General features: G+C 41.4%; 13 protein-coding genes. 1 reads left to right on the top strand and 12 read right to left on the bottom strand.

Annotated features, from left to right (window positions below; all coding sequences use genetic code 11):
* Nucleotides 1–7: 7 nt before the first annotated feature.
* Complete coding sequence (locus IEY67_RS14235) at nucleotides 8–3,184, bottom strand: SusC/RagA family TonB-linked outer membrane protein (protein ID WP_122374981.1); 3,177 nt, start codon at nucleotides 3,182–3,184, stop codon at nucleotides 8–10.
* Between the two features lie 483 nt (nucleotides 3,185–3,667).
* Here IEY67_RS14235 and IEY67_RS14230 point away from each other — a divergent pair, with 483 nt between their 5' ends.
* Complete coding sequence (locus IEY67_RS14230) at nucleotides 3,668–7,792, top strand: hybrid sensor histidine kinase/response regulator transcription factor (RefSeq protein WP_183672073.1); 4,125 nt, start codon at nucleotides 3,668–3,670, stop codon at nucleotides 7,790–7,792.
* Nucleotides 7,793–7,820: 28 nt separating this feature from the next.
* Here the strand turns inward: IEY67_RS14230 and murQ are convergent, their stop codons facing one another.
* The 11 genes from murQ to IEY67_RS14175 all read right to left on the bottom strand — a co-directional run bounded on the left by murQ (nucleotide 7,821) and on the right by IEY67_RS14175 (nucleotide 21,817).
* A complete protein-coding gene (gene murQ, locus IEY67_RS14225; RefSeq protein WP_122374979.1) occupies nucleotides 7,821–8,633 on the bottom strand; it encodes an N-acetylmuramic acid 6-phosphate etherase in 813 nt (270 codons plus the stop codon).
* Between the two features lie 119 nt (nucleotides 8,634–8,752).
* Nucleotides 8,753–10,033 (bottom strand): acetylxylan esterase, encoded by a 1,281-nt coding sequence (locus IEY67_RS14220; protein WP_122356352.1) that lies wholly within the window; start codon nucleotides 10,031–10,033, stop codon nucleotides 8,753–8,755.
* Nucleotides 10,034–10,107: 74 nt separating this feature from the next.
* Complete coding sequence (locus IEY67_RS14215; protein ID WP_183672072.1) at nucleotides 10,108–10,938, bottom strand: ATPase; 831 nt, start codon at nucleotides 10,936–10,938, stop codon at nucleotides 10,108–10,110.
* Nucleotides 10,939–10,956: 18 nt separating this feature from the next.
* The gene (locus tag IEY67_RS14210; RefSeq protein ID WP_183672071.1) at nucleotides 10,957–12,240 is read right to left on the bottom strand and encodes an MFS transporter; all 1,284 of its coding nucleotides are present in this window, start codon (nucleotides 12,238–12,240) and stop codon (nucleotides 10,957–10,959) included.
* Nucleotides 12,237–13,181 (bottom strand): DUF4922 domain-containing protein, encoded by a 945-nt coding sequence (locus IEY67_RS14205; protein WP_183672070.1) that lies wholly within the window; start codon nucleotides 13,179–13,181, stop codon nucleotides 12,237–12,239. Before IEY67_RS14205 ends, IEY67_RS14210 begins: the two co-directional genes overlap by 4 nt.
* A 23-nt stretch (nucleotides 13,182–13,204) precedes the next feature.
* Nucleotides 13,205–14,662, bottom strand: coding sequence for a glycosyltransferase family 2 protein (locus tag IEY67_RS14200; protein WP_183672069.1), 1,458 nt, complete (start codon nucleotides 14,660–14,662; stop codon nucleotides 13,205–13,207).
* A gap of 61 nt (nucleotides 14,663–14,723) precedes the next feature.
* The gene (locus IEY67_RS14195; RefSeq protein WP_122374974.1) at nucleotides 14,724–15,722 is read right to left on the bottom strand and encodes a carbon-nitrogen hydrolase family protein; all 999 of its coding nucleotides are present in this window, start codon (nucleotides 15,720–15,722) and stop codon (nucleotides 14,724–14,726) included.
* 9 nt (nucleotides 15,723–15,731) lie between these two features.
* The gene (locus IEY67_RS14190; protein ID WP_183672068.1) at nucleotides 15,732–17,831 is read right to left on the bottom strand and encodes a heparinase II/III domain-containing protein; all 2,100 of its coding nucleotides are present in this window, start codon (nucleotides 17,829–17,831) and stop codon (nucleotides 15,732–15,734) included.
* Nucleotides 17,832–17,850: 19 nt separating this feature from the next.
* Nucleotides 17,851–18,357 (bottom strand): DoxX family membrane protein, encoded by a 507-nt coding sequence (locus tag IEY67_RS14185; protein WP_183672067.1) that lies wholly within the window; start codon nucleotides 18,355–18,357, stop codon nucleotides 17,851–17,853.
* A gap of 22 nt (nucleotides 18,358–18,379) precedes the next feature.
* Nucleotides 18,380–19,918, bottom strand: coding sequence for a Gfo/Idh/MocA family protein (locus IEY67_RS14180; protein WP_122374971.1), 1,539 nt, complete (start codon nucleotides 19,916–19,918; stop codon nucleotides 18,380–18,382).
* Nucleotides 19,919–20,071: 153 nt separating this feature from the next.
* The gene (locus tag IEY67_RS14175; protein WP_183672066.1) at nucleotides 20,072–21,817 is read right to left on the bottom strand and encodes a RagB/SusD family nutrient uptake outer membrane protein; all 1,746 of its coding nucleotides are present in this window, start codon (nucleotides 21,815–21,817) and stop codon (nucleotides 20,072–20,074) included.
* Between the last annotated feature and the right edge of the window lie 2 nt (nucleotides 21,818–21,819).

Here is a 21,819-nt window from a genome sequence, read left to right as displayed (position 1 = left end):
TCAATCGTTAAAAGTTAACATTCACCCCAAAATTGTAAATACGAGTATTTGGATACTTATTCTTATTAGTGACCTTCGATTCCGGATCTATGAAGCCAAGATGATCCAGGGTAAATAAGTTGTATCCGTTCATAAATAATCTCAGTTTCTGAATACCTATTTTTTTCAACAGATTCGCATTTAATGTGTATCCGATCTCCATATTCTTCAAACGCAGATAAGAGGCATCTCTAACCCAGAAATCACTCACCTGAGAGTTATGGACTCTGTTGGTTTGAGTCAAACGCGGAAATTTGGAAGCTTGTCCTTTCTCCTCAGTCCAACGCTCATCAGCGATCCACTTCATTAACGGAGCATCTCCGGTATTAAACGGACGGGTAAAGTCTTCTTCAAATAATCTGGAAACATGAGTAGCTCCTGTCCAACTCATAGAAAAATCAAAACCTTTATATTCAAATCCCATATTCAAACCAAAAATATATTCGGGATTATCGCTATAACCGAAATAGGTTTTATCATCACCGTCTATCACTCCATCGCCATTCAGGTCTTTGTATAGAATATCTCCCGGTTTAAATGTTCCTGATTGTACAGGAATTCCTTCCAGCGTCGAACCGTCTTCTTTAAAATCCGTTGCTTCGAAAAAGCGATCGAAGACATAACCGAAATTCAATCCGGTAGAACGTCCTGTCTCATACATATAAGGTTCATTTTGTGGAATCTCGTCTTTATAAACAATCTCATTCTTTGAATAAGAAATGTTCCCTTTCAACCAATAGCGGAAATCACGACCTATTTTATCATTCCATCCCAAAGAGATTTCATATCCATGATTGTTTACTTTACCTAAATTAACAGCTGGCAGATCTGCCGCAACAAATCCGGGAACCGTATTCTGCTGAATAAGAATATCTTTTCGTTTTTCGAAAAAGACATCCAATGAAAAGCTCAAACGCTGATCAAACAGATTTAAATCCAAACCATAATTTTGTTTGGCCGCCTTTTCCCAAGTCACATTCGGATTTCCCAATAATAACTCGGAAGCCCCGGGAAAAGATTGTGGTGTATTCACACCAAAATAATAGCCACCCGAACTGGCCGACCAGGAATCCGGTAAATACAAGAATCGTTTATATTCACTCAAAATATCATTACCAACGAGACCATAAGAAGCTCTTAGTTTCAGAAAACTTATAAAGTCGACAGACTTCATAAATTTTTCTTCCGTAATAACCCAACCAAGTGAAGCTGCCGGAAAAAAGCCATATCGTCTTCCTGGTGCAAAATTTTCAGATCCGTTATATCCGACATTAAAGTCAACGAGATAACGATCTTTATAGGCATAAGTAGCACGCCCCACCAACCCTAAATATCCTTGCGGAATATCCGTATTTGCTTTGGGGTAATACTGCTTGGTCATATTATAAAGTAACAGACCTCCTACTTTATGATCACCGAACGTACGATCGTAACGTAAACTGGCTTCCGCATACCAGTCACGCGTTTTTTCTCCCCAACTTTCGGATGGAGATAAAACATTATCTGCTCCATCCAGCTGATAGACAATCGAATGGTCGAAACTTGGATCATCGATAGCCAGTCCCGGATTCGTTAAAGTCGATTTGTAAACCGGTATGTAGAATTCCATAGACCCTCTCCATGATTTACTGCCGGTATAAGATGTATTATAAGCGCCCTTTATATTGAAAGAAAGTCCTTTGGTTATAAAATCTAACTTTTGTGTCAGATCCATATCCAGATTCATCGTATTCTGTGAATAATCGGTATATCCTTTTCCATAATACTGATCCAGCAGATTACGCATCTCCATCGGAATATAGCGATTGTTCAAATGGATCGCTTTTCCGTCTACAAAACCGGGACTGGAAAATGGTTGCACACGAAGAATCTGTATCCACAAATTATTAACATCAGCAAACGGCGGCTCTCTTCTCGTTTCCAAGCGCCCTCCCAGTCCTAATTTCAATGTAGTCGTTTTAGTTACGTTTATATCCAGATTCGCCCGGTAATTATATCGGTTATTCTTATAATTCGGATCATAACTTTCATAAAACTTTTTAAGCAAACCATCCTGAAATAAATAACCCAAGGAAACAAAATACTTGATATCTTTCGTTCCTCCTGAAATATTCAGGTTATGCTGAGTTTGCAAAGAGGAATTTTTAAATAATAATTTTTGCCAGTCGGTATTCGGAAACATAATAGGATCCGCATTTGTCCTGAACATTTCCAGCACATAAGGAGAAAACCGCAGGTCGTTAGGACCTAACGACGGATTATCGCTCAACTGCATTTCATTGAAGTATTTAGCGTGTTCATAACTCCCCACTACTTCCGGAACCCGCATTGCTTCACTGATACCCACAGATGAAGACCAGGATATTTCCGTACGCCCTTCTTTTCCTCTACGTGTTGTGACCAAAATAACACCATTCGCACCTCGAACACCGAACACGGCCGTTGCAGAAGCATCCTTCAGAACCGTAATATTTTCTATTTCATTCGGATCCATCCGAAAAAACGAACGTTCGACACCGTCCACCAAAACTAATGGCTGCGAACGGGCAGCATCCAATGAAGCACTTCCTCTGACAAATATTTCCGGATCTTCAGCACCGGGTTGTCCGCTATACTGTACAGTCGAAATACCGGATACGGCTCCCGCCAACATATTACCGATACTGGATGTCGGAGATTTTAGCAGTTCATCTGTATTAATAGAAGAAATAGCTCCCGTTACCGTTACTTTCTTTTGCGTACCATAGGCAATAATCTGTACTTCGTCCAGCATTTCCGCATTATCTTCTAATACTACAGTTATTTTATCTTTTCCGGCATAAGGAATCTCCATGGTCTTGTAACCGATAAAAGAAAAAACCAATACTGTTTTTTCAGAAGGTATTTTAACACTGAAACTACCATCTGCACTCGTCATTGTACCTATAGTCGTTCCTTTTACAATGACATTCACACCTACCATAGGTTCTCCATAAGTATCATTCACTACCCCTGTTACCAAAATATCACGCTGCTGGTTGATCGAAATTCTGGTATCTGCATCTTTTTCCCGTTCAGTTATAGCCATATTCTCTGCCCAGGAACTACCCCAAGCCCCCCAAAGGGCTATAAGCGGTAGAATAAAAATTCTAATTTTTCTTTTCATTTAGGCTGAAATAATTTTTGATTATCAAACAAAATTTGAGATAACATAAAAGAAGGTTAACAACAAAACCTTTTTTTCACAATCGTACTACTCTTTCGTCATAAGCATTTTTTTAGGTTGAACATATGCAAAAGACACTATTTTTGGAAAAATAAGAAGAAAATATCTATTCAAAGAGGAAGACAGATCATTCAAACAAGAAAAAAATTGTAAAAACATATCTATTCGACAAAACAAGATTATTCAGCTAACACATTGCACATATACGTATTCCAGGAAGACTAATCTGTATAAAGAGGATAAATCATTCAATAAAGGAGGACAAATCATCCAAAACTCCAATTAAATCTTAAAACACGGTCTTTCCTAACAATCTTATTCAGTTTTTCATAAATTTACAACGTATTACATTTTCCCGATTCCCTTAAAAAGTATATATTCGCATAGTGCAATTTTACAAGCTTTACATCTAAAGGAGTTATTATGTCCACAAGAAATTTTTACTCGATATTCTTATCGCTATTTATTCCGCTTATAATATCAGCAACCCCACTTGCTTCATATCATATTCAGCCTATTAATAAACAGGAGCTGTTACCGAGTAAGCAGATCACGCATATTTATCAGGACAGTGAGGGATATATGTGGTTTTGCACAACGAACGGACTATGCCGTTATGATGGTTATACAAATAAAGTGTACAAATCGACCTACACATCCCCCACACTTCTCAACAACAACTGGGTCAATACACTAATTGAAGACAAAAACAACAAACTATGGATCGGAACGGTAAACGGTATCAATATACTGGATAAAAAGACTGGAAAAATGGAAACCGTAGATCGAAATAAATTAGCAGGCAAACATGTTTGGACCTTCCTTTATACCAGAGATAATATTTTATGGATCGGAACCTCTAACGGATTATATCGATATGACGAAAAAGCAGATTCATTCTATGTTTATCAGAATAAGATCCTTAAAACGAACAGCATTTACGGAGATGACATTCGCGTACTTTATGAAGATTCCGACGGTTTTATATGGATAGGAACATGGGGAAATGGCCTGTGTCGCCTAGACCCACGCACAGAAGAATTCATAAACTGTCCCTATTTAGGGGATGAAGGAAGAATCGGGGCCATTTATGAAGACAAAGATAAAAATTTGTGGCTTGGCACAGTAAATCATCTATTCAAGATTGAAAACCACACAAATCCATTGAAAATACTTTATACAAGGTATGACAAAGATATCAAATACGAACGATTAATACACTCGATCACTCAGGATAAAAACGGAAACCTTTTGGTTGGAACAAGCCTGGGACTCGACATAATTACTTGTCCGTTGATTCCTGATAATTATCGATCCTCTTTTCAAGATTCAACACGGACAGTAACTAACTACGAAATAAACGATCTGTATAAAGGGAAAAACGGTATGATCTGGATGGCTACACAAAATTCAGGTATTTATCTAATGTATGAAAAAGAACAGCCATTCAGCAATCACCCATTCTATTCCATCGATGACTTCAAACAACCATTATCTGTCACAGCTATTTACAAATGGAACAAAGATGAATTTTTACTCGGAGTAGAAAAGGTCGGATTAGTCAAATACAATATCCGTACCAACCGTTTAACTTCCCGTGTAAATGATCCTGACTTAAAAAAATTCCCTGACAGAATCGGAAATATACAAATTATATTCAAACATCCTTTACGTGATGAATTATTGATGGGCTCCGAATACGGCGGTTTATTATCCTGCACATTACAGAATAATAAAATAATCTCGGTAAAACAGCATTTCCCTTTTTGGGGAGGATGGATCGCCGGAGATATAATAAAAGATATTTGTTGTGATGAAGCACAGAATATATGGATTGGAAGCAATTTTGGAATTAATATACTGACACCTGAACAAGATACATTGTCGTATGTTAACCTTAATCAAGGTGAAATGATAGAAGTTCAATCCATTTGCCACGATTACAAAAATCAAATGTGGCTGGGGACCAAGAATAACGGTATATTTCTAGCCGATGCTTCCCAGGGCGTAAAAGGATTGACATTCAGAAATTACAATCAGGAAAACGGAACTATCAACAGTAATGAAATAAAATGTATATATCAGGATAGTAAACACCGCCTTTGGGCTGGCACCAAAGGCGGTGGATTAAGCATGCTTAATCGCGAAACAGATAAATTTGAACTGATCGATTGTATGCAGGAAATTCCGGGTGATGCAATTTTCAGCATTGCAGAATCCAATGGCCTATTATATATCGGAACAAACCAAGGGCTTGTACAATACAATCCGGAAGGAGAAAAAGGTGCACAAATAAAAATATTTACCACAGAAGACGGTTTACTGGATAATGCATTCAATCAGGGAACAGTTTTGTCTGATCTGGATAATCAGCTTCATTTCGGTATGGCCAATGGCTTTTGTTCCTTCTGTCCGAAGGATATAAAAGAGACACCGAGTAAAGTGAAAACGGTTATCTCGGATCTTAAAATCTTCCATAACTCATTCGATAATCTTCCAATGAGCAAACAGAGAAACCTGTCCCCCCAGTTACATCCCTCATACTCGAAGTCCATTACTTTATCCAACAACGATTACAATTTCGGGATTGAGTTCGCTTCCCTCACATTCAAAAATCCGGAAAAGAATCGGTATGCATATATGTTGGAAGGTTTTGATAAAGAGTGGCATTATGTTGATGCTAATCACCGTTACGCTTATTACACCAATTTAAGAAGTGGCACCTATCGTTTTTTGGTAAAGGGAACGAACGAAAACAGTTTTATGGAAGAACAACCGGAAATACTCCATATAAAAGTGCTTCCCCCACTTTATGCTACCTGGTGGGCTTATTGCTTATATTTCTTGATAATCTGTCTTATTTTATGGATTACTTTCCGAATATTCCGATATAAACTGGAAATAAAGGAAGCCCTCAAACTGGAACAAATAGAGCATGCCAAATCAGAAGAACTTGCACAGGAAAAACTGAAGTTTTTCACGAATATCAGCCACGAGCTTTTAACGCCACTTTCTCTGATAACTTGTTCCGTTGAAGAATTAAGGTTAAAATATAATAACAAAGACAGTGTCTTCAATGTAATGAAAACCAATATACAACGGCTGAACCGTCTGCTAGAACAAATTCTGGAATTCAGAAAAGCCGAAAACGGAGGTCTTAAACTAACCGTATCATTTGGAGATATAGGATCCTTTATTACCAAGATATGCAATGATAATTTCCTGATTTTAGGAAAAAGTAAAAATATAGAACTTATCATTGAGAATCCGAAACCACACATTCCCGGATGGTTCGATAAAGATAAAGTAGACAAGATCATCTACAATCTTTTATCGAATGCATTCAAGTATAACAAAATAAACGGTAAAGTAAAAATCACACTTTCACCGGAAGGGGCTGTTTCTGACTTCGAATACAAACGACTGACCGTTACGGTTGGCAATACCGGTATTGGCATAAGTGAGAAACATATTCATTCGATATTCCAACGTTTTTATGAGATCAATTACAAAGATTCTGAAAAACGAGGCAATGGCATCGGCTTATCACTCACCAAAAGCCTGGTGGAATTGCATAACGGTACCATCCAGGTAACAAGCATTCCAAATGAATGGACCGAATTCTCATTTTCCATTCCTCTGGAAAAAACAGCTTACCGGGAAGAGCAGATAGAAGATAACAGCGGCATCCATTCTCCGGAGATCCTTCTGGACATTGCAACAACAGAATGTGCAGAGACAACCCAGCCCGAGAAATCGGAAGAAAGTCAGACTGATAAAAAACATTCAATCCTGGTCATCGAAGATAATGAAGAACTTTTACAGTCTATCCGGAATCTACTTGCGACACAATTTATTGTTTATACGACAACAAACGGTTCCGAGGGTATCGATATCGCGCAAAGTAAAAATCCAGGACTCATATTAAGTGATATTATGATGCCGGGTATGAACGGATTCGAAGTCTGTCGAACGATCAAACAGGAAATCAGCACTTCCCACATTCCTGTCGTACTTCTTTCTGCAAAAATATCAGATGAAGATAAACTGGAAGGATTCCAGGTCAGTGCGGATGCTTATATCACTAAACCATTTAACTTCCAGTTGTTGAAAGCTCAACTACTCAGTATTATAGAAAACAGGGAACTCACGGCACAGAAGTTCAAAAGCACGCCTCTTACCCAAAGTATCCAGGTTTCATTGACATCCATGGATGAGAAGATATTGAACCGGGCCATTGATGCTGTTGAAAAGAATATCGAAAATCCGGAGTTCGACCTACAGGCATTTACAGAAGAAATGAATATCTCAAACTCGATGCTGTACAGAAAATTGAAATCTCTGACCAATTTATCACCGAATGAATTCATCCGGAATATCCGGTTAAAAGCATCATGCAAATTATTACTCGAGCAAAAAGGCAATATCTCTGAAGTTGCTTACCGTGTAGGTTTCAACGATGCCAAATATTTCAGCAGATGTTTCAAAAAAGAATTTGACATGACCCCTATGGAATACATCGAACAAAATAAAACTAAAGAATCCTGAATCTTCAATGCCAATCCATATTCTGTTATTAATGACGGTAAGCTTCGAGTGCTTTCTTAACGGAACCGTATGTAAGCAACAGATTATGAGATTCATTGTAGCCGATTCCTAATTCTTCAGCTAGCATACGAACGCCCCGGTCAACCAGTTTCTGATTGCTCAGTTGCATATTGATCATCCGGTTTCCTTTTACACGTCCCAATTGGATCATTACGGAAGTTGATATCATATTCAGGATCATCTTTTGTCCTGTCCCCGATTTCATACGGGAACTTCCCGTCACAAACTCCGGTCCGACGATCATTTCAATGGCTATATCTGCTTCTGCTGCCATCGGAGAATCGGGATTACTGGAAATAGAAGCCGTCAGGATCCCATGTTCACGTGCTTTTCGCAAAGCACCAATCACATAAGGAGTTGTACCGGAAGCTGCGATCCCGATCACTATATCTTTAGAAGTAATCTGGTGTTCCTGCAATTCCTCCCATCCCCGGTTTACATCGTCCTCAGCATTCTCTACCGGATTGCGAAGCGCTTTCTCCCCCCCAGCTATCAGACCGATCACCAATGTGGGAGGCATTCCGAAAGTCGGAGGTATTTCGGAGGCGTCAAGTACTCCCAAACGTCCGCTGGTTCCTGCACCCAAATAAAAGATACGCCCTCCCTGTTTCATCCGGGGTACGATCTGCAATACCAGTTTTTCTATCTGGGGTATTGTTTTCTGAACAGCCGATGCAACCTTTTGGTCTTCCGTATTTATATCTTCCAACAACTCCCGGACTGATTTACATTCCAGGTTGTCATAGTATGAATCTTGCTCTGTTATTTTAGTAAATGCCATATTGGATATGTATTACGCACGATATTAAACAGATGCAAAACTAACAAAATTTATGACCGGAAACCTCATCAGCATCCACAAACATCGGATGAATCGTTTTCCGGTCATAAACCTACATTTTATTTACATATCTCTTTCAGCCATTGTAAACGGGCAGCATCCTGCTCTGGATAAGTCCAGTGCCCGGTTTCCAGATAAAGATGTAACTCCTTTGCGCCGGGAATAACATTATATGCAGAATACATAGACGTAGGAGGACAAGTGACATCATTATATCCCCAGCTATACCATCCCGGAGCATTGACACGACGGGCAAAATTAACTACGTCGAAATAAGCCAATGTCTCAACTTCATTCGGTCCGGGTTGTGCATTCCGGTAATAGTGAGGCCAGCCACCTGCACGGTTATGCAAATACCCCGCATAATCACATAAGGCCGGATATAAAGCTGCCAGGAATTTAATGCGGGGTTCTAATCCTGCAGTTACAATAGAGAGGGCACCACCCTGGCTTCCACCTGTCACACCTACCGTCGATCCGTCAAATTCAGGCAGGGAATAAATAAAGTCCACAGCTTTTACACAACCTAAATAAACCCGCTTATAATAATGAGCATCGCGGTCATTCTTATTGATCCCGGGATATCCGTTCAAAGCTCCTGATGCCAGATTATTATACACCTCCTGCGGCAGATTCACAGGAATACCATGAATACCTATCTCCAGGGTAATCACATCATCTCCCAGATTAATTCCGCCATACGGACGTATACCGGCCCCAGGAACCTGAAGTATAGCGGGATATTTCCCGTCTTTCTTCGGAACGACCAGTATTCCATACATTCTGGAACCATACCGCTCATTCTGAAAACTGATATGATACACATTTTGAGTAGAAGTACATCTTTCCGGCATTAATACCATTTTAGGATCCAACGGTATTTTACGGGCATCGGCGATCGCCTGGTTCCAGAAGCTGTCGAAATCTTTCGGATCTTCAGTTGTCGGCTGTATACGTTCTTCATCTACAGCCACAGTTGCCATTCCTTCATAATTACGGCCTTCCACTTTAGCGATCACTTTACAACGCAGAAATCCGGGTTCTTTCAGAGAAGCCTTCAATGTTGTCTTTCCGTTCTTCAACAGAACATCTTTTTCTGTCTTAACTGGGAAATATTCCGGTCCCAATTCATAATCGACAACTACATCTTCCAATAAATTTTCATTTCTGAAAACCTGGACAGTAAAAGTCACCTCCTCTTTTGCCTTATATTTCCAGTCAGTCCGGTCAGGCGAAACCACGACATCAATCAATTTACGGGCAGGCTGAGCCTCTACCCTTAACGAACTACCCCATAACAATGCGATGAGGAAGCAGAATGAGAATAACACTTTTTTCATGCAGACAATTTATTAAATATAAGATTACAAACGCAACAAATATAAAGACAATCAACCAAATATCAAAGGATACATCAGCCATGATAAGAAATCAATCCTTCCATCGGACTCCGGGCAACAGTCCCAATACGGATCCCCAGATCGAAAGCGATATCTTTTAATATATCCTGATAATACCAGGCTACCGAACCTACCAGATGAACCGGCAGATTAAAACAATCGTATTGTTTCACATTTCGGGTAAAAAATGCCAGAAAACTACGGGTTACCAGCTCCCAGATAGCCGGTTCATCCAAATGTTCCAATATAAAAGGAGAAAATCCTGCCAGAAAACGGTTGGGAAACGGCCGCCGGTACACACTATCCATAATCAATGCTGGAGTCAGTTCATATTGTGTAAGAAACAGGTCTTTAAGGTCTGGAGGTAACTGATCTTTTAATACATTCCCAATCAAGAGCTTGCCCAATACGGCACCACTTCCTTCATCTCCCAGGATAAAACCCAGGGGAGAGACATTCTTTACAACCTCTTTCCCATCATACTGGCAAGAGTTCGAACCAGTCCCCAGAATACAAGCTATCCCCGGTCCGCTACCGCATAATACACGTGCCGCCGCCAGTAAATCGCTGCCGACCTCAACGGGTGCAGACAAATACCGGTTGACAGAACGCCGGATCATTTCATTCTTTTCCGGGAAAGCACAACCCGCCCCGTAAAAATATACGGCGGAAGGCATAAGGTCTTTTAATGCTGGCAATAATCCGGTTTCTATCTCCTTTCCCATTTCCTCTTCGGTCTGAAAAAACGGATTCATACCCCGAGTCTGAAAACGGAGAACAGATTCTCCCTTCTCTACCATACACCAATCCGTCTTGGTTGAACCACTATCGGCTATCAGTATCATATTTTACTCTGTTACAAATTATTCTTTCTTTTTCTCTTTCCTGGCAAATGCCGGATCTATCTTCAGACAAGCTGTCACCGCCAGTGTGATCAGACAACATCCCATCACCCACCAGAAAAAAGTCACATATCCCAGTGTTTCCTGTAACCATCCGGCAATCATCCCGGGAAGCATCATGCCTAACGCCATAAAAGCCGTACATATCGCATAATGTGCTGTCTTATGTTCCCCTTCGGAATAATAGATCAGATAAAGCATATAAGCAGTAAACCCGAACCCATATCCGAACTGTTCGATAAAAACACAGACATTGATCGTGATCAGACTTTCCGGCAATGCAGTACTCAGGTAGATAAAAACCAGGTCAGGCAATGTGATCGCCAAAGCCATCGGCCACAGCCATTTCTTCAAACCTCCCTGTGAAGCAACAATGCCTCCGATAATTCCTCCCAGGGTCAGACCGATAATACCGATCGTCCCATAGACCAATCCTAATTCCGAGGTGGTCAATCCTAATCCTCCCACTTCCCTAGGATCGATCAGGAACGGTGTCACCAATTTTACCAGTTGTGCTTCGGGAAAACGGTACAGTAACATAAAAAGGATCGCTACTACAGCTTGCTTCTTCTTGAAAAAAGAAACAAATGTAGCCAGGAACTCTTTGAAAATAGTGGTAGCCGTCACTGTGACAGCTGCCTTATCAGAAGCTGGTACAGGCAATATATACTTATGATACAGACAAAAACCGATAAATAAACCAGCCATGATCAGGAAAGTGATCGACCATGCCAACGGGATCTTACCGGTAGCCACTTCAAGAGCCCCGGCCAGCATGACCAGCAACCCTTGACCTGCTATCGTCGCAATCCGGTAAAAGGTACTGCGTATCCCCACATAAAAAGCTTGTTCATGCGGATCAAGAGCCAGCATATAAAAACCGTCCGCTGCAATATCATGTGTAGCCGAACTAAAGGCTACCAGCCAGAAGATAGCCAGCGACAATTGAAAGGCATAGTCCATCGGCAACGTAAACGCAATCCCGGCAAGCCCTGCCCCGATCAGAAACTGCATTGTAATCACCCACCAGCGTTTCGTTTTCAATAAGTCGACGAAAGGACTCCAAAAAGGCTTAATAACCCACGGCAGGTAAAGCCAACTGGTATACAGGGCGATATCCGTATTACTGATTCCCATGCGTTTGTACATAATGACTGAGATCGTCATCACCGCCACATAAGGGAGTGCTTCCGCAAAATACAAGGTAGGTATCCAACTCCAGGGTGAGGTTCGTTTTGTATTCATAATGAGTATATTTTTGATTTTTGGATTAACCCGTTCATCTCTTCCTCCGAAATACAGACTTCAGACAAAATCCCCTGCAGATCTTCTACAGTCACCTTCAGATAGTCTTTTTCCAAAGGAGCAATAAAGATACCGGCCATCTCCACCGTTGCCGGACTTATTAATATTTTCGCATCCCCTTCGGCATGATAACAAGCAGGATGTAATCTCTTCCGGGGATACAGGCAAGTGATCCATTTACACGCCTCATGCCATGTAAGCAGGTTCATCATAGGTTCATATTCCCCGGGAAGGATTTCCAACAGGTCATACAAATGTTCGAAAAGGAATACTGCATCATCTTTTTCTTCTGCAACAAGAACAAACATCGGCTGCAAAAAATGCTTCAATGCATATAAAGTAGCTGATCGATAAGTCCGTACTTCTTCTTTTTTCGCCTGTAGCCAATTTTGTTCTACAGGTAAAAGCCCTTTATTCCCAGCCTGGAAATGCATATGATCAGGAGCAGAAGCCCCGCATTTAGGACCATTATAAAAGACAATAAAGTCACTCAATGCCTCAGCCAACAACAACATATCTCCATATCGTCCCTTGATCTGCTGCTTTTGATGGGATTGTATCGGAATGGTCAAGTGCTCTTTAAAAATCGGATATGGATTGATTATGATCTGATATTCTTCTCCGAAATCCACCCATTGCTGGTTTCCCGGACGATTTTTCTCACATAAGAAACAGGGACGTGCCGCTAATGACTGCTTATCTATCTTAGCTCCGGACGACCGGATACGTTCCGGGTTGAACTGGAGAGCCACCTCATACCCATTCACTTTCAAATTCCGGGTCTGCACCTTCTCCAATGCGGCATAATTTATACGTGCCAAATCCCAAAAGATAAGATGGTCTGACAATAACTTTCTGACTTGTTGGTTGATCGTATCCATTTCTGATCCTTAGACGTTTGAATTTACAATATATTGCCACGCATCCTCAACTCATTTGTACGCAAGCTATCCTTATAAGCATTATGCTCATTCATTTTACGGATATCCAGAGCTGCATCCGTATTATCTTCCCACCGGCGGCAGAGATAAAGAACATCGTAGATTCTTCCTATCCGGTAAGTACGCGAAATAGCCAGACCGATCGCATAATCCTCCCCATAACTGACATTTGGCATTTTCAATTCCCGGAGAAGAGGAGTATAAAAGGCACGGGGAGCTCCCAATCCATTAATACGTAAAGCATTGTTCCGTCCGTTCTCCGGAGTCCACTCTTTATGGTCAATAATACCCGGAGCAATTTCATTCATATTGAAATCCGTCATCATATAAGTCCCGATCACCATTGCACATTGTTCCTTATAGAAAGTATCAACAATTTTCTGCAAAGTATCAGAACCGCTATATACATCGTCACTATCCAGTTGTACACAGAATTTTCCACAATCCGGATGAGCTACAGCTTCATTCCAACAGCCTCCGATTTCCAGGTCATCCCGTTCCGGTATCAGGTGAATCAAACGTTCGTCCGCGATGTAACGACCTATTAACTCCGTAGTACCGTCCGTCGAATGGTTATCCACAATAATCAGATTAAACTTAAAGGATGTTTGTTGCATGAACACAGAACGTATCGCGTCTTCAATCGTACGGACACGGTTGCGTACCGGAATAATGACAGAAACTTCATAAGCAAAACCTTCCGGTTTAAAATGAACGATCGTGGGTTCTCCCTGCAACAAAGCTCCATAAAAATCCAATATGGTGTTACAGGCACTTTCCATTTCCAATTGAACCTCCCTGTTTTTAGGATCGACATAATCAAACTGCTTTTCGCCGCTTTTGCGATTATCCTCTTCTGTACAGGAGTATAAATATTCCCTGATATGGACAATCCCATAAGATGGGGAAGAGTGCAGACGGAAATGATAAAGTCCTGCATATTTGTAGTCAGGCAGCGAGTTGGAACGTTCAAAATATACTTTCAGAGCAGTATAAGTGATCAGCAACAACGGACCGAAATCAAAATCATCACGTAGACTTCCCGGCTGATAATCGATGAGAGGATGTTCCGTACGGATGCCGTTACCGATAGTATAATGATCGGCATATATTATGTTACACTTCTTTCCTTCCGAAGCCGCTATCATTCGTTCAAGTCCGTATTGTCCTAACTTCAATAAGCTGTATTTGGTATAAAATAATACATTACGTCCGTCGGCATGCTTATAAATTGCATGTAATGTTTGTGAACTTGTCAATGTATCGATAAGTAGGATTTCACAGCCCGTCAGTTTTTCAGCCTCAGGATTTGAGGTCATCAGGTATATTTTATTCACCCAACCGGTGCTTTTCAGTTCGTTAATAACCGGCATGACTTGTGTCGGAACAAAATAAGGCAAAAAGCAGTTTACAGTTTGCATGATATCATTCTTTTAAGATTCAGTCTGTAAACTTAAATAAAAACAGAGAATTTACAATAGTCTAAAGAATATATTGTTCACGAACTGCACGGGATTGATTGAAATAATCATCCAGTAACTGAATACCAAATTCGTCTATCATTTGACCCACCGAAATCGAATCATGCTCACTGGTGATCATCACAGCCCCTATACATCCGGGATCTGAGATAGAAACCTGATCGCCGTACTTTTTTTTCAAGGAGGTCAGTTTCTCCCAGTTATTATCGAGATGTACCAGTTTACGGTCGAGGTTGACTGTAGCCACAGCATAATTATAATAGTTTGTACTCGAAGCAACCACCTCTCCCAAGGGGTTACGTATCTCCGACGGAGCATTCAGAAAACCATAGGCGCAAACAAAATAAGCCTGACAAGAATAAGCCCACTTGCTTTGTTCCAAACCTCCGTGGTACATCGATGGGAACAAAATAATATCCGGTTTTTGACAGGCATACCGTTCCCTTAATTCATCAAAATTAAGGTCGAAACAGACAGCGCAGGCCACAGTCCCAAAATCACATAGCAGGAGTTCTGCTTTATCAGAAGGCATGATCTCATTCATTTCCTGGATGGTAGGAAAATTTTTATTATATGTGCCCGCCACTTTTCCATGTCGGTCGAGCAGTATACATGAATTCCACCAATTCCCGTTTTCTTCCCTTTTGGTTCCAAAAGCAATATAACAGTGATTATCTTTTGCAACCGAAGCCAGGAAATCTTTTACCTGGTCTTTTCTTACTTTATAATATTCAAACTGCTCAGCTGTAGTCAATCCGGAAGGACGATCACAGGCCTCTGTCAATAATATAAGGTCAGGACTATGTAGCAACACTTTCGATAACTGTCCGCGCCAATGATCTATCATCTGATCAACCATTTGCTGATAACTCATCCGGTTATTTACGGAAACCGCTGCCCCTCCACCTCCGATAGTGACTATTTTTACAGGATTCTTTGCCTGTGCCACCAAAGCTATCGCAAAAGCAGCTATAAAAATCAAATAAAAAGGATGTCTCATTTCATCTGGTTATTTATGTTCATCAATCACCGCAGGCGTACCATCTAAGGAAAACAGAATTTTCCAACCGGCAACGGACGCCCCCAGTCTACCATTTTCTTTAATCAATATTGCCTTATCGGATGTTATTTCCGGAGAACCGGCATCGTCGACAAACAACACATGCAAGAAATAATCTTTCATCTGCTTAGTTGCAGGTGATACTTCTAATCGCCAGGCACCCGTTTGTATCTGGGGCTTTGGCCAGCAATTTTTATTCAAAGGATAATTGACACCATTCACCCAGGCTTCTCTACTCTCTCCTCCTATCAGTTCCAACCTGGCATTTTCAGGATAAAGGGTAAAACTTGTCAATCTCCCCCCTCCGTTTTCTGCAACCAGACGATTTCCGGTTATTTCCGGTTTATGGACCGTATGGAGCAAGAAACGTTTTTCAAACTCCTCTCTGGTACTTTCCACACGGTCGAAAATTATAATTAAGGGACGAGATGTCGTATTTTCCCGCAGGTAAATGATCTCACGCTGTGCAAGACTGACCCTATTGGTATCATAAGCTTTGGTTGCATTCCCTACGGCATAAGTATATTTATCAGTCTCCCGGCACAATGTGATACCATCCAAATGGGCATGTCCGCCGGGCAGGATATCCGTCAGCTTAGTCGGTTCTTCTTCCCGGTAAGGCTGACCGCCGTCATTGGATACCGAACGACCGTATACCTTATATTCCTGCTCAGGATCAAATACAATGATGCCGTTATGGGCAATTGTACGGGTAAAATAATTACACCAATGCGTACTTCCGTATCCGCCGTTCTCACACCCTTCGTCATACATTCCCGAATCAATCGCCAGGGGTGACTTATAGTGGATCGTGAAAGTATTTTCATCCCGGTGATGATGATTCGCCGAATAAAAAGGGACAGAACGGAACTGAAGCAAAGTTGTCTCTTCATCCCAGCGGTCCCGTGCCATAACAATTCCAGCATTTCCAAAATCCCGGCTCAAAGGCAATGGCGTTGCTTTATCATCCGGTGCAACCGGCCTGACACCCTTATCAGCATACAAGATTCGAGCGAACGGGTCTTTAGTCGGTTTAGCCAGCCACGCTGCATACGGATTTTTATAAATTCCGGCAGAAATATACAGTAATTCCTGTTCATCCTGCAAGTCGGTATCAACCGAGTAGGCGTCACCCGTATTCGCAAACAAACCATCCCCCTGCCGTCCGTATATCCAAAAAAGAGGTATTTCTGCCTGCCAGGGAAAATACACACATTCATTTGTTGCACTAGACATGACGCTGTGCGTTCTTCCCGACAAATAGGGAGCACTGTAATTCCATCCCATATGATAGCCACCTTTCTCTGTGATCCATCCTTGCACAGGAAAATATCCCCGAACCCAGTGTTCACGTATCTCCAGTAATTTCCCTCTTAATTCCGGTTTATCCGTAACCAAGGCCAGCAATCCGGTCAGCAAAGAGAAATTACCCCAACGTGAATGTCCGCCAACATAATCCGCATAAGCCGAAAAATGCCAGTTCGTATCCAGATGTTCCAGTATTGCTTTTTCAATAGTCCGTTTCTCCCGGACAGTCAGAAAATGATACAACCAGTCATAGGCTACTGCCAGCGACATCAATCGCCCGCGGTATTCATCGTCATTTCCGACAGGACCGTCGTTCACCATCACCCGTACCCATTCTTTTACCCACCGGATGTAGTTTTCATCTTCCGTGACCACAGCTACAAATGCCATATTACGTCCGATATCCCAATGCTTGAGGTATCTTCCCCGCCCCAGCACCTCCGGAGAGAATTGTAAGGTTTGTTCTTTCAGATAAGACAACAATTCATTCCATTCCTGCCTGAAGTCACTACGAACACGTTCACGGATAACCGGTAAATCCGTATCGCGAAAATATAGCCTGGGATGTCCCGGATAAACTTTCACGAGGGAAGTATCCGAATGGATAATTACCGACGGTATCTCTTTCTGCCCGATCGTATACCCCCATTGCCCATACGTATCCGTAAAAGGGAAAACGGAAAGTAATCCTATCACCCCCTTTATTCCGGTTCTTATATATTGATGCATTTTATTCTTCATCTCTTATCTGAATTTAGAATTACTGTCCCCGGCTAGCCTTTAGTTTGAATCTGAACTGCCGGATAAAATAATCAAGTCCTGTAATATGGCTGGAAGGGAACCAGCAAAGCAGGAACAAAGCTGCCATTTCGATCAGATTCTTATTTACGATCCAATAACTTCCCTCTACATGAGCATTTACGCCCAGACTTGCAAACGGGGGATAAGCCAAATAATAGAATAATAGTAGTACGATCCCGAAAATCTTACAATATCTGGAACATATTCCCAGGAACAATCCCAGTCCCAAGAGAATTAGCCCCCATTCATTCATTAAATCCACACAGCGCTGTACGATTTCTGACCCGGTCATGCTTCTGAACAAAGGAGCGAACGGACCTGTCGTGTTTTGTAAATAAGCTTTAGCTGTCCAACCCGGAGTATAAAATTTGATCAATCCTTCATATAAAAAATGCCAGCCGATCAATACACGTAACAACGTAAGAGCCCATAGTTGGCCTGTTGAATATTTTATTTCTTTTCCCATGATATACCGATTGATAATTAGTTTATTCGATTATAACTTTCTCATTCACCTTATCCCAATGAACTGGTCGCCGGTGTTCATAAGCCAGGTTTGCCAGATTGAAAGTGACCGCCTCTTCGAACCCGACATCAATACCACAACTGGTAGTTCCGAATCCGCGAATAGCATCGATCCATTCTTTCAGATGCAGGAAAGTGGCATCGATAACTTTCCCATCGATATAAGTCGGACCATAACCGCTTTTCAGGTAAGTCTTAGCCGTTGCCGAAGATATTGCATCCACATCGGCACAAGGTTCGTAATAATACATAGGATCGTCTGAACTGATAGCATGCTCTTTGTATCGTTCCGAGTAAGTATCTTTATACATCATAATCGCATTATCTATATCCATTGTCACTTCCGAACCTAAAATATGAGATTGACGATAAATACCACTCTTCAGTGTACTGTCATATGTCATGGTAAGCCCCCTTTCCGGATAGGTAAAAATAGCGCTGAACAGATCCGGCATATCGCCATGTCCTTTATAATAATACTGCCCGCCTAATGCTACGACCGTATCCGGTATACCCAGTTCCAACACTTGGTTGACGCAATCATATTTATGGGTAAAGTCATTCCCTGTCACTCCGGTACCATATTCACTGTACCGTTGCCAGTTAAAATATCGCTTCGGATCAAACTCAACCCAGGGAGCTTTTCCCAGAAACTCCTTCCAGTTAATTGTATCCGGGCTACCCAAATGGTCAAACTCTCTTGTTCGTATCCAGGCACCATTCCGATCGTTTTTATTTGTATAGGTCTGTACCATTGAAACAACGCCCAAAGCCCCTTTCTTATATAACTCGTTAGCTATCTTAAAGCTCATCTGCTGACGGTTCTCATGCCCCAACTGGAAAATTACACCAGTCGATTTTATAGCTTCCCTTAACTCCAACGCTTCCTCGACAGTATGGGTCATCGGTTTTTCCAGATATACATGCTTTCCTGCTTTTGCTGCATCTATAGCGATCCGGGCATGTGTATGATCAGGAGTTGCAATGATTACTGCATCTATTTCGTCACTGGCTATCATTTCCCGGTAAGTAGGAAATATCCTGGCCGGTTTATGTTCCCTTTTATCACCTCCCCTGCGTACTTTATTCAACGAAATTTCATATCCTCTTTTCGCATGGGCATCAAACGTATCACATACACCGGCGAAATCGACATATAGGTCCTCCTCATCCAGTAAATCCTGAAGTCTTTTGGTATATTTTCCGTTTACTGTATTATCTTCTACATATTTCGAAGAAACAAACCCCAAAGAGTTCAACAACTGATCACCACGCCAGCCATTACCGATCACACCGAACCGGACAACATTATTATTATTTCCCGTAGGAGGCCTTAATTTATCTTCCGGAGCAGACAAATGGTCTATTTTCAAAGTAGAGAGATAATCGTTCTGTATCCTTTCCAGTTCTGTTGTTATATTTCCTTTCGCACCGACTGCAAAATAGCCTAAAAAGGGAACTGCAGCCATACCTTTCAAAAAATCTCTTCGATTAGTTTTCATGGTTTCATTCTGTTTTCAAAATTAAATAATCATTATTATTGGCAGTCCATAACAATCCCGGATGAACTATGTTCCGGTCTCTTTCCTACGAGACCGGACACATAGCTCGCCTCAATATATCAGCGCATCACCCTAATGGATCAACTATAAATTTCAGTTAGTTTGCCAACCTGGATTCTGTTTCAGATTCGGATTTAATACGATTTGAGATTCTGGTATCGGATTCAGATAGTCCCGTTTCAGATCAAATCCATATCCGTTAGGAAGCGATCCCTTGAACGGATCGAGATATCCCTTTTCATCTACCGGATAAAAATCCGTAAACTGATTCGCTTTAGCTCCCTTCGGTCTTTTCCCTACAATCAGCTCTTCAGCAGCAGCCCAACGGGCAATATCATCCCACCGGAAACCTTCGGAAGCCAGTTCCACACGTCGTTCTCTTCTGATCTCATTGATCACGGGAGAAAGAGAGGGAAAATCCCATTCCGGATCAGAGGAGATATCGGAAATGATCAGATTCGGCATCCCTACCCGGTCGCGGAGTTTTTTTATAGATATGTCAATATCATTCTGCGTAAGTTCACCAAGTTCCGCCTTCGCCTCGGCATAGTTCAATAAGACCTCGGCATAACGGTAAACGACAGAGGGAGTCTCTTCATAGTTCAGACTATGATATTCCACCCTCGGATCATATCCTTTGCGCAATACATACCCGGAAGGAGCATTAAACTTAGTATTTGTATTGACCTGGTCATATACGTCTTTCCAAAAAGCCGTATTCGTTTCATTGATCATCCAGGGAGCATCCGGAGTAAATATAGTTTGTTTAAACCGAGGATCACGATCCTGCATTTCATCCATCAAAGTATTATCTCCTTTATAAAAAGGACTTACTTTGATCGGTTTTCCGTCTTTACAAAGATACGCGTCCGCCAGATCTTTCGTTACTGATTTATCGTTAGGATATTCCAACTGGTAATTCTTATTATTATTGATATTTAAAGCCGTCGAGAACTTTTTCCACAATAAGACTTCCGGATTGGACGAATAATCCCGTTGAGCGAACAAATCATTATAATCCTTATCCGGATTCCCCGTCGAATAGATATCGAATAATCCGGAGTTCATAACCTGGCTTGCTGCTTCTACCGCTTTTCTCAGGTACTTCTCCGGATCGGATTCCTGTGCCTTGAAATCGTCGTTTGCATGATATTTCTCCCAGGTTCCTTCATACAGGGCCACCCTGGATTGAACAGCCAACGCCATCCATTTATTAATACGCGACACACCGTCGGTTTTCAGATCGGACATCAGGATAGCTGCTGAATCGAGATCCTGGATAATACGATCGGCAACCTGATTGCGGGGTGTACGAGGTTCATATAATTCAGGGGAATCCGTATTCAGTGTCTTTGTTACGACCGGAACATCTCCGAATGTCTGCAATAACTGATAATAAATCAATGCCCGGAAAAAATAAGCCTCTCCCACATACTGTTTATAGCTATTGAAATCGCTTTCACATTTATGGTAATTATCGAAAAAATAATTCACAGATCTTACTTCCGAGAAATCCCAACGGACACGTCCTTCATAACCGACCGTACGGCTACCCATCAAACGGGGATCTATCAGGCTACCGATGATCATATTGTCACTATTGAAATCATCACCTCCTCCCCGGTACTTGGTACCTAATACCGGTCCATAATAAACAGGTAATAATGCATTCGTATAAAACTGGTTCACATAAATCTGCATATCCGACGGCTGTTTGAAAAAATCGGCGGAAGAGACCTCATCCAGCGGATGTTTTTCCAACAGATCATCATTACATGCCATAAAAGCCAACGCTACCAGCAATGAGAAAAATATAATTGTCAATTTATTCTGTTTCATAA

The sequence above is a fragment of the Parabacteroides faecis genome (genome assembly GCF_014647375.1).
Taxonomy (GTDB): domain Bacteria; phylum Bacteroidota; class Bacteroidia; order Bacteroidales; family Tannerellaceae; genus Parabacteroides; species Parabacteroides faecis.
Note: the sequence above shows the minus strand (reverse complement) of the source record. Positions and strands in the feature narration are given on the sequence as shown.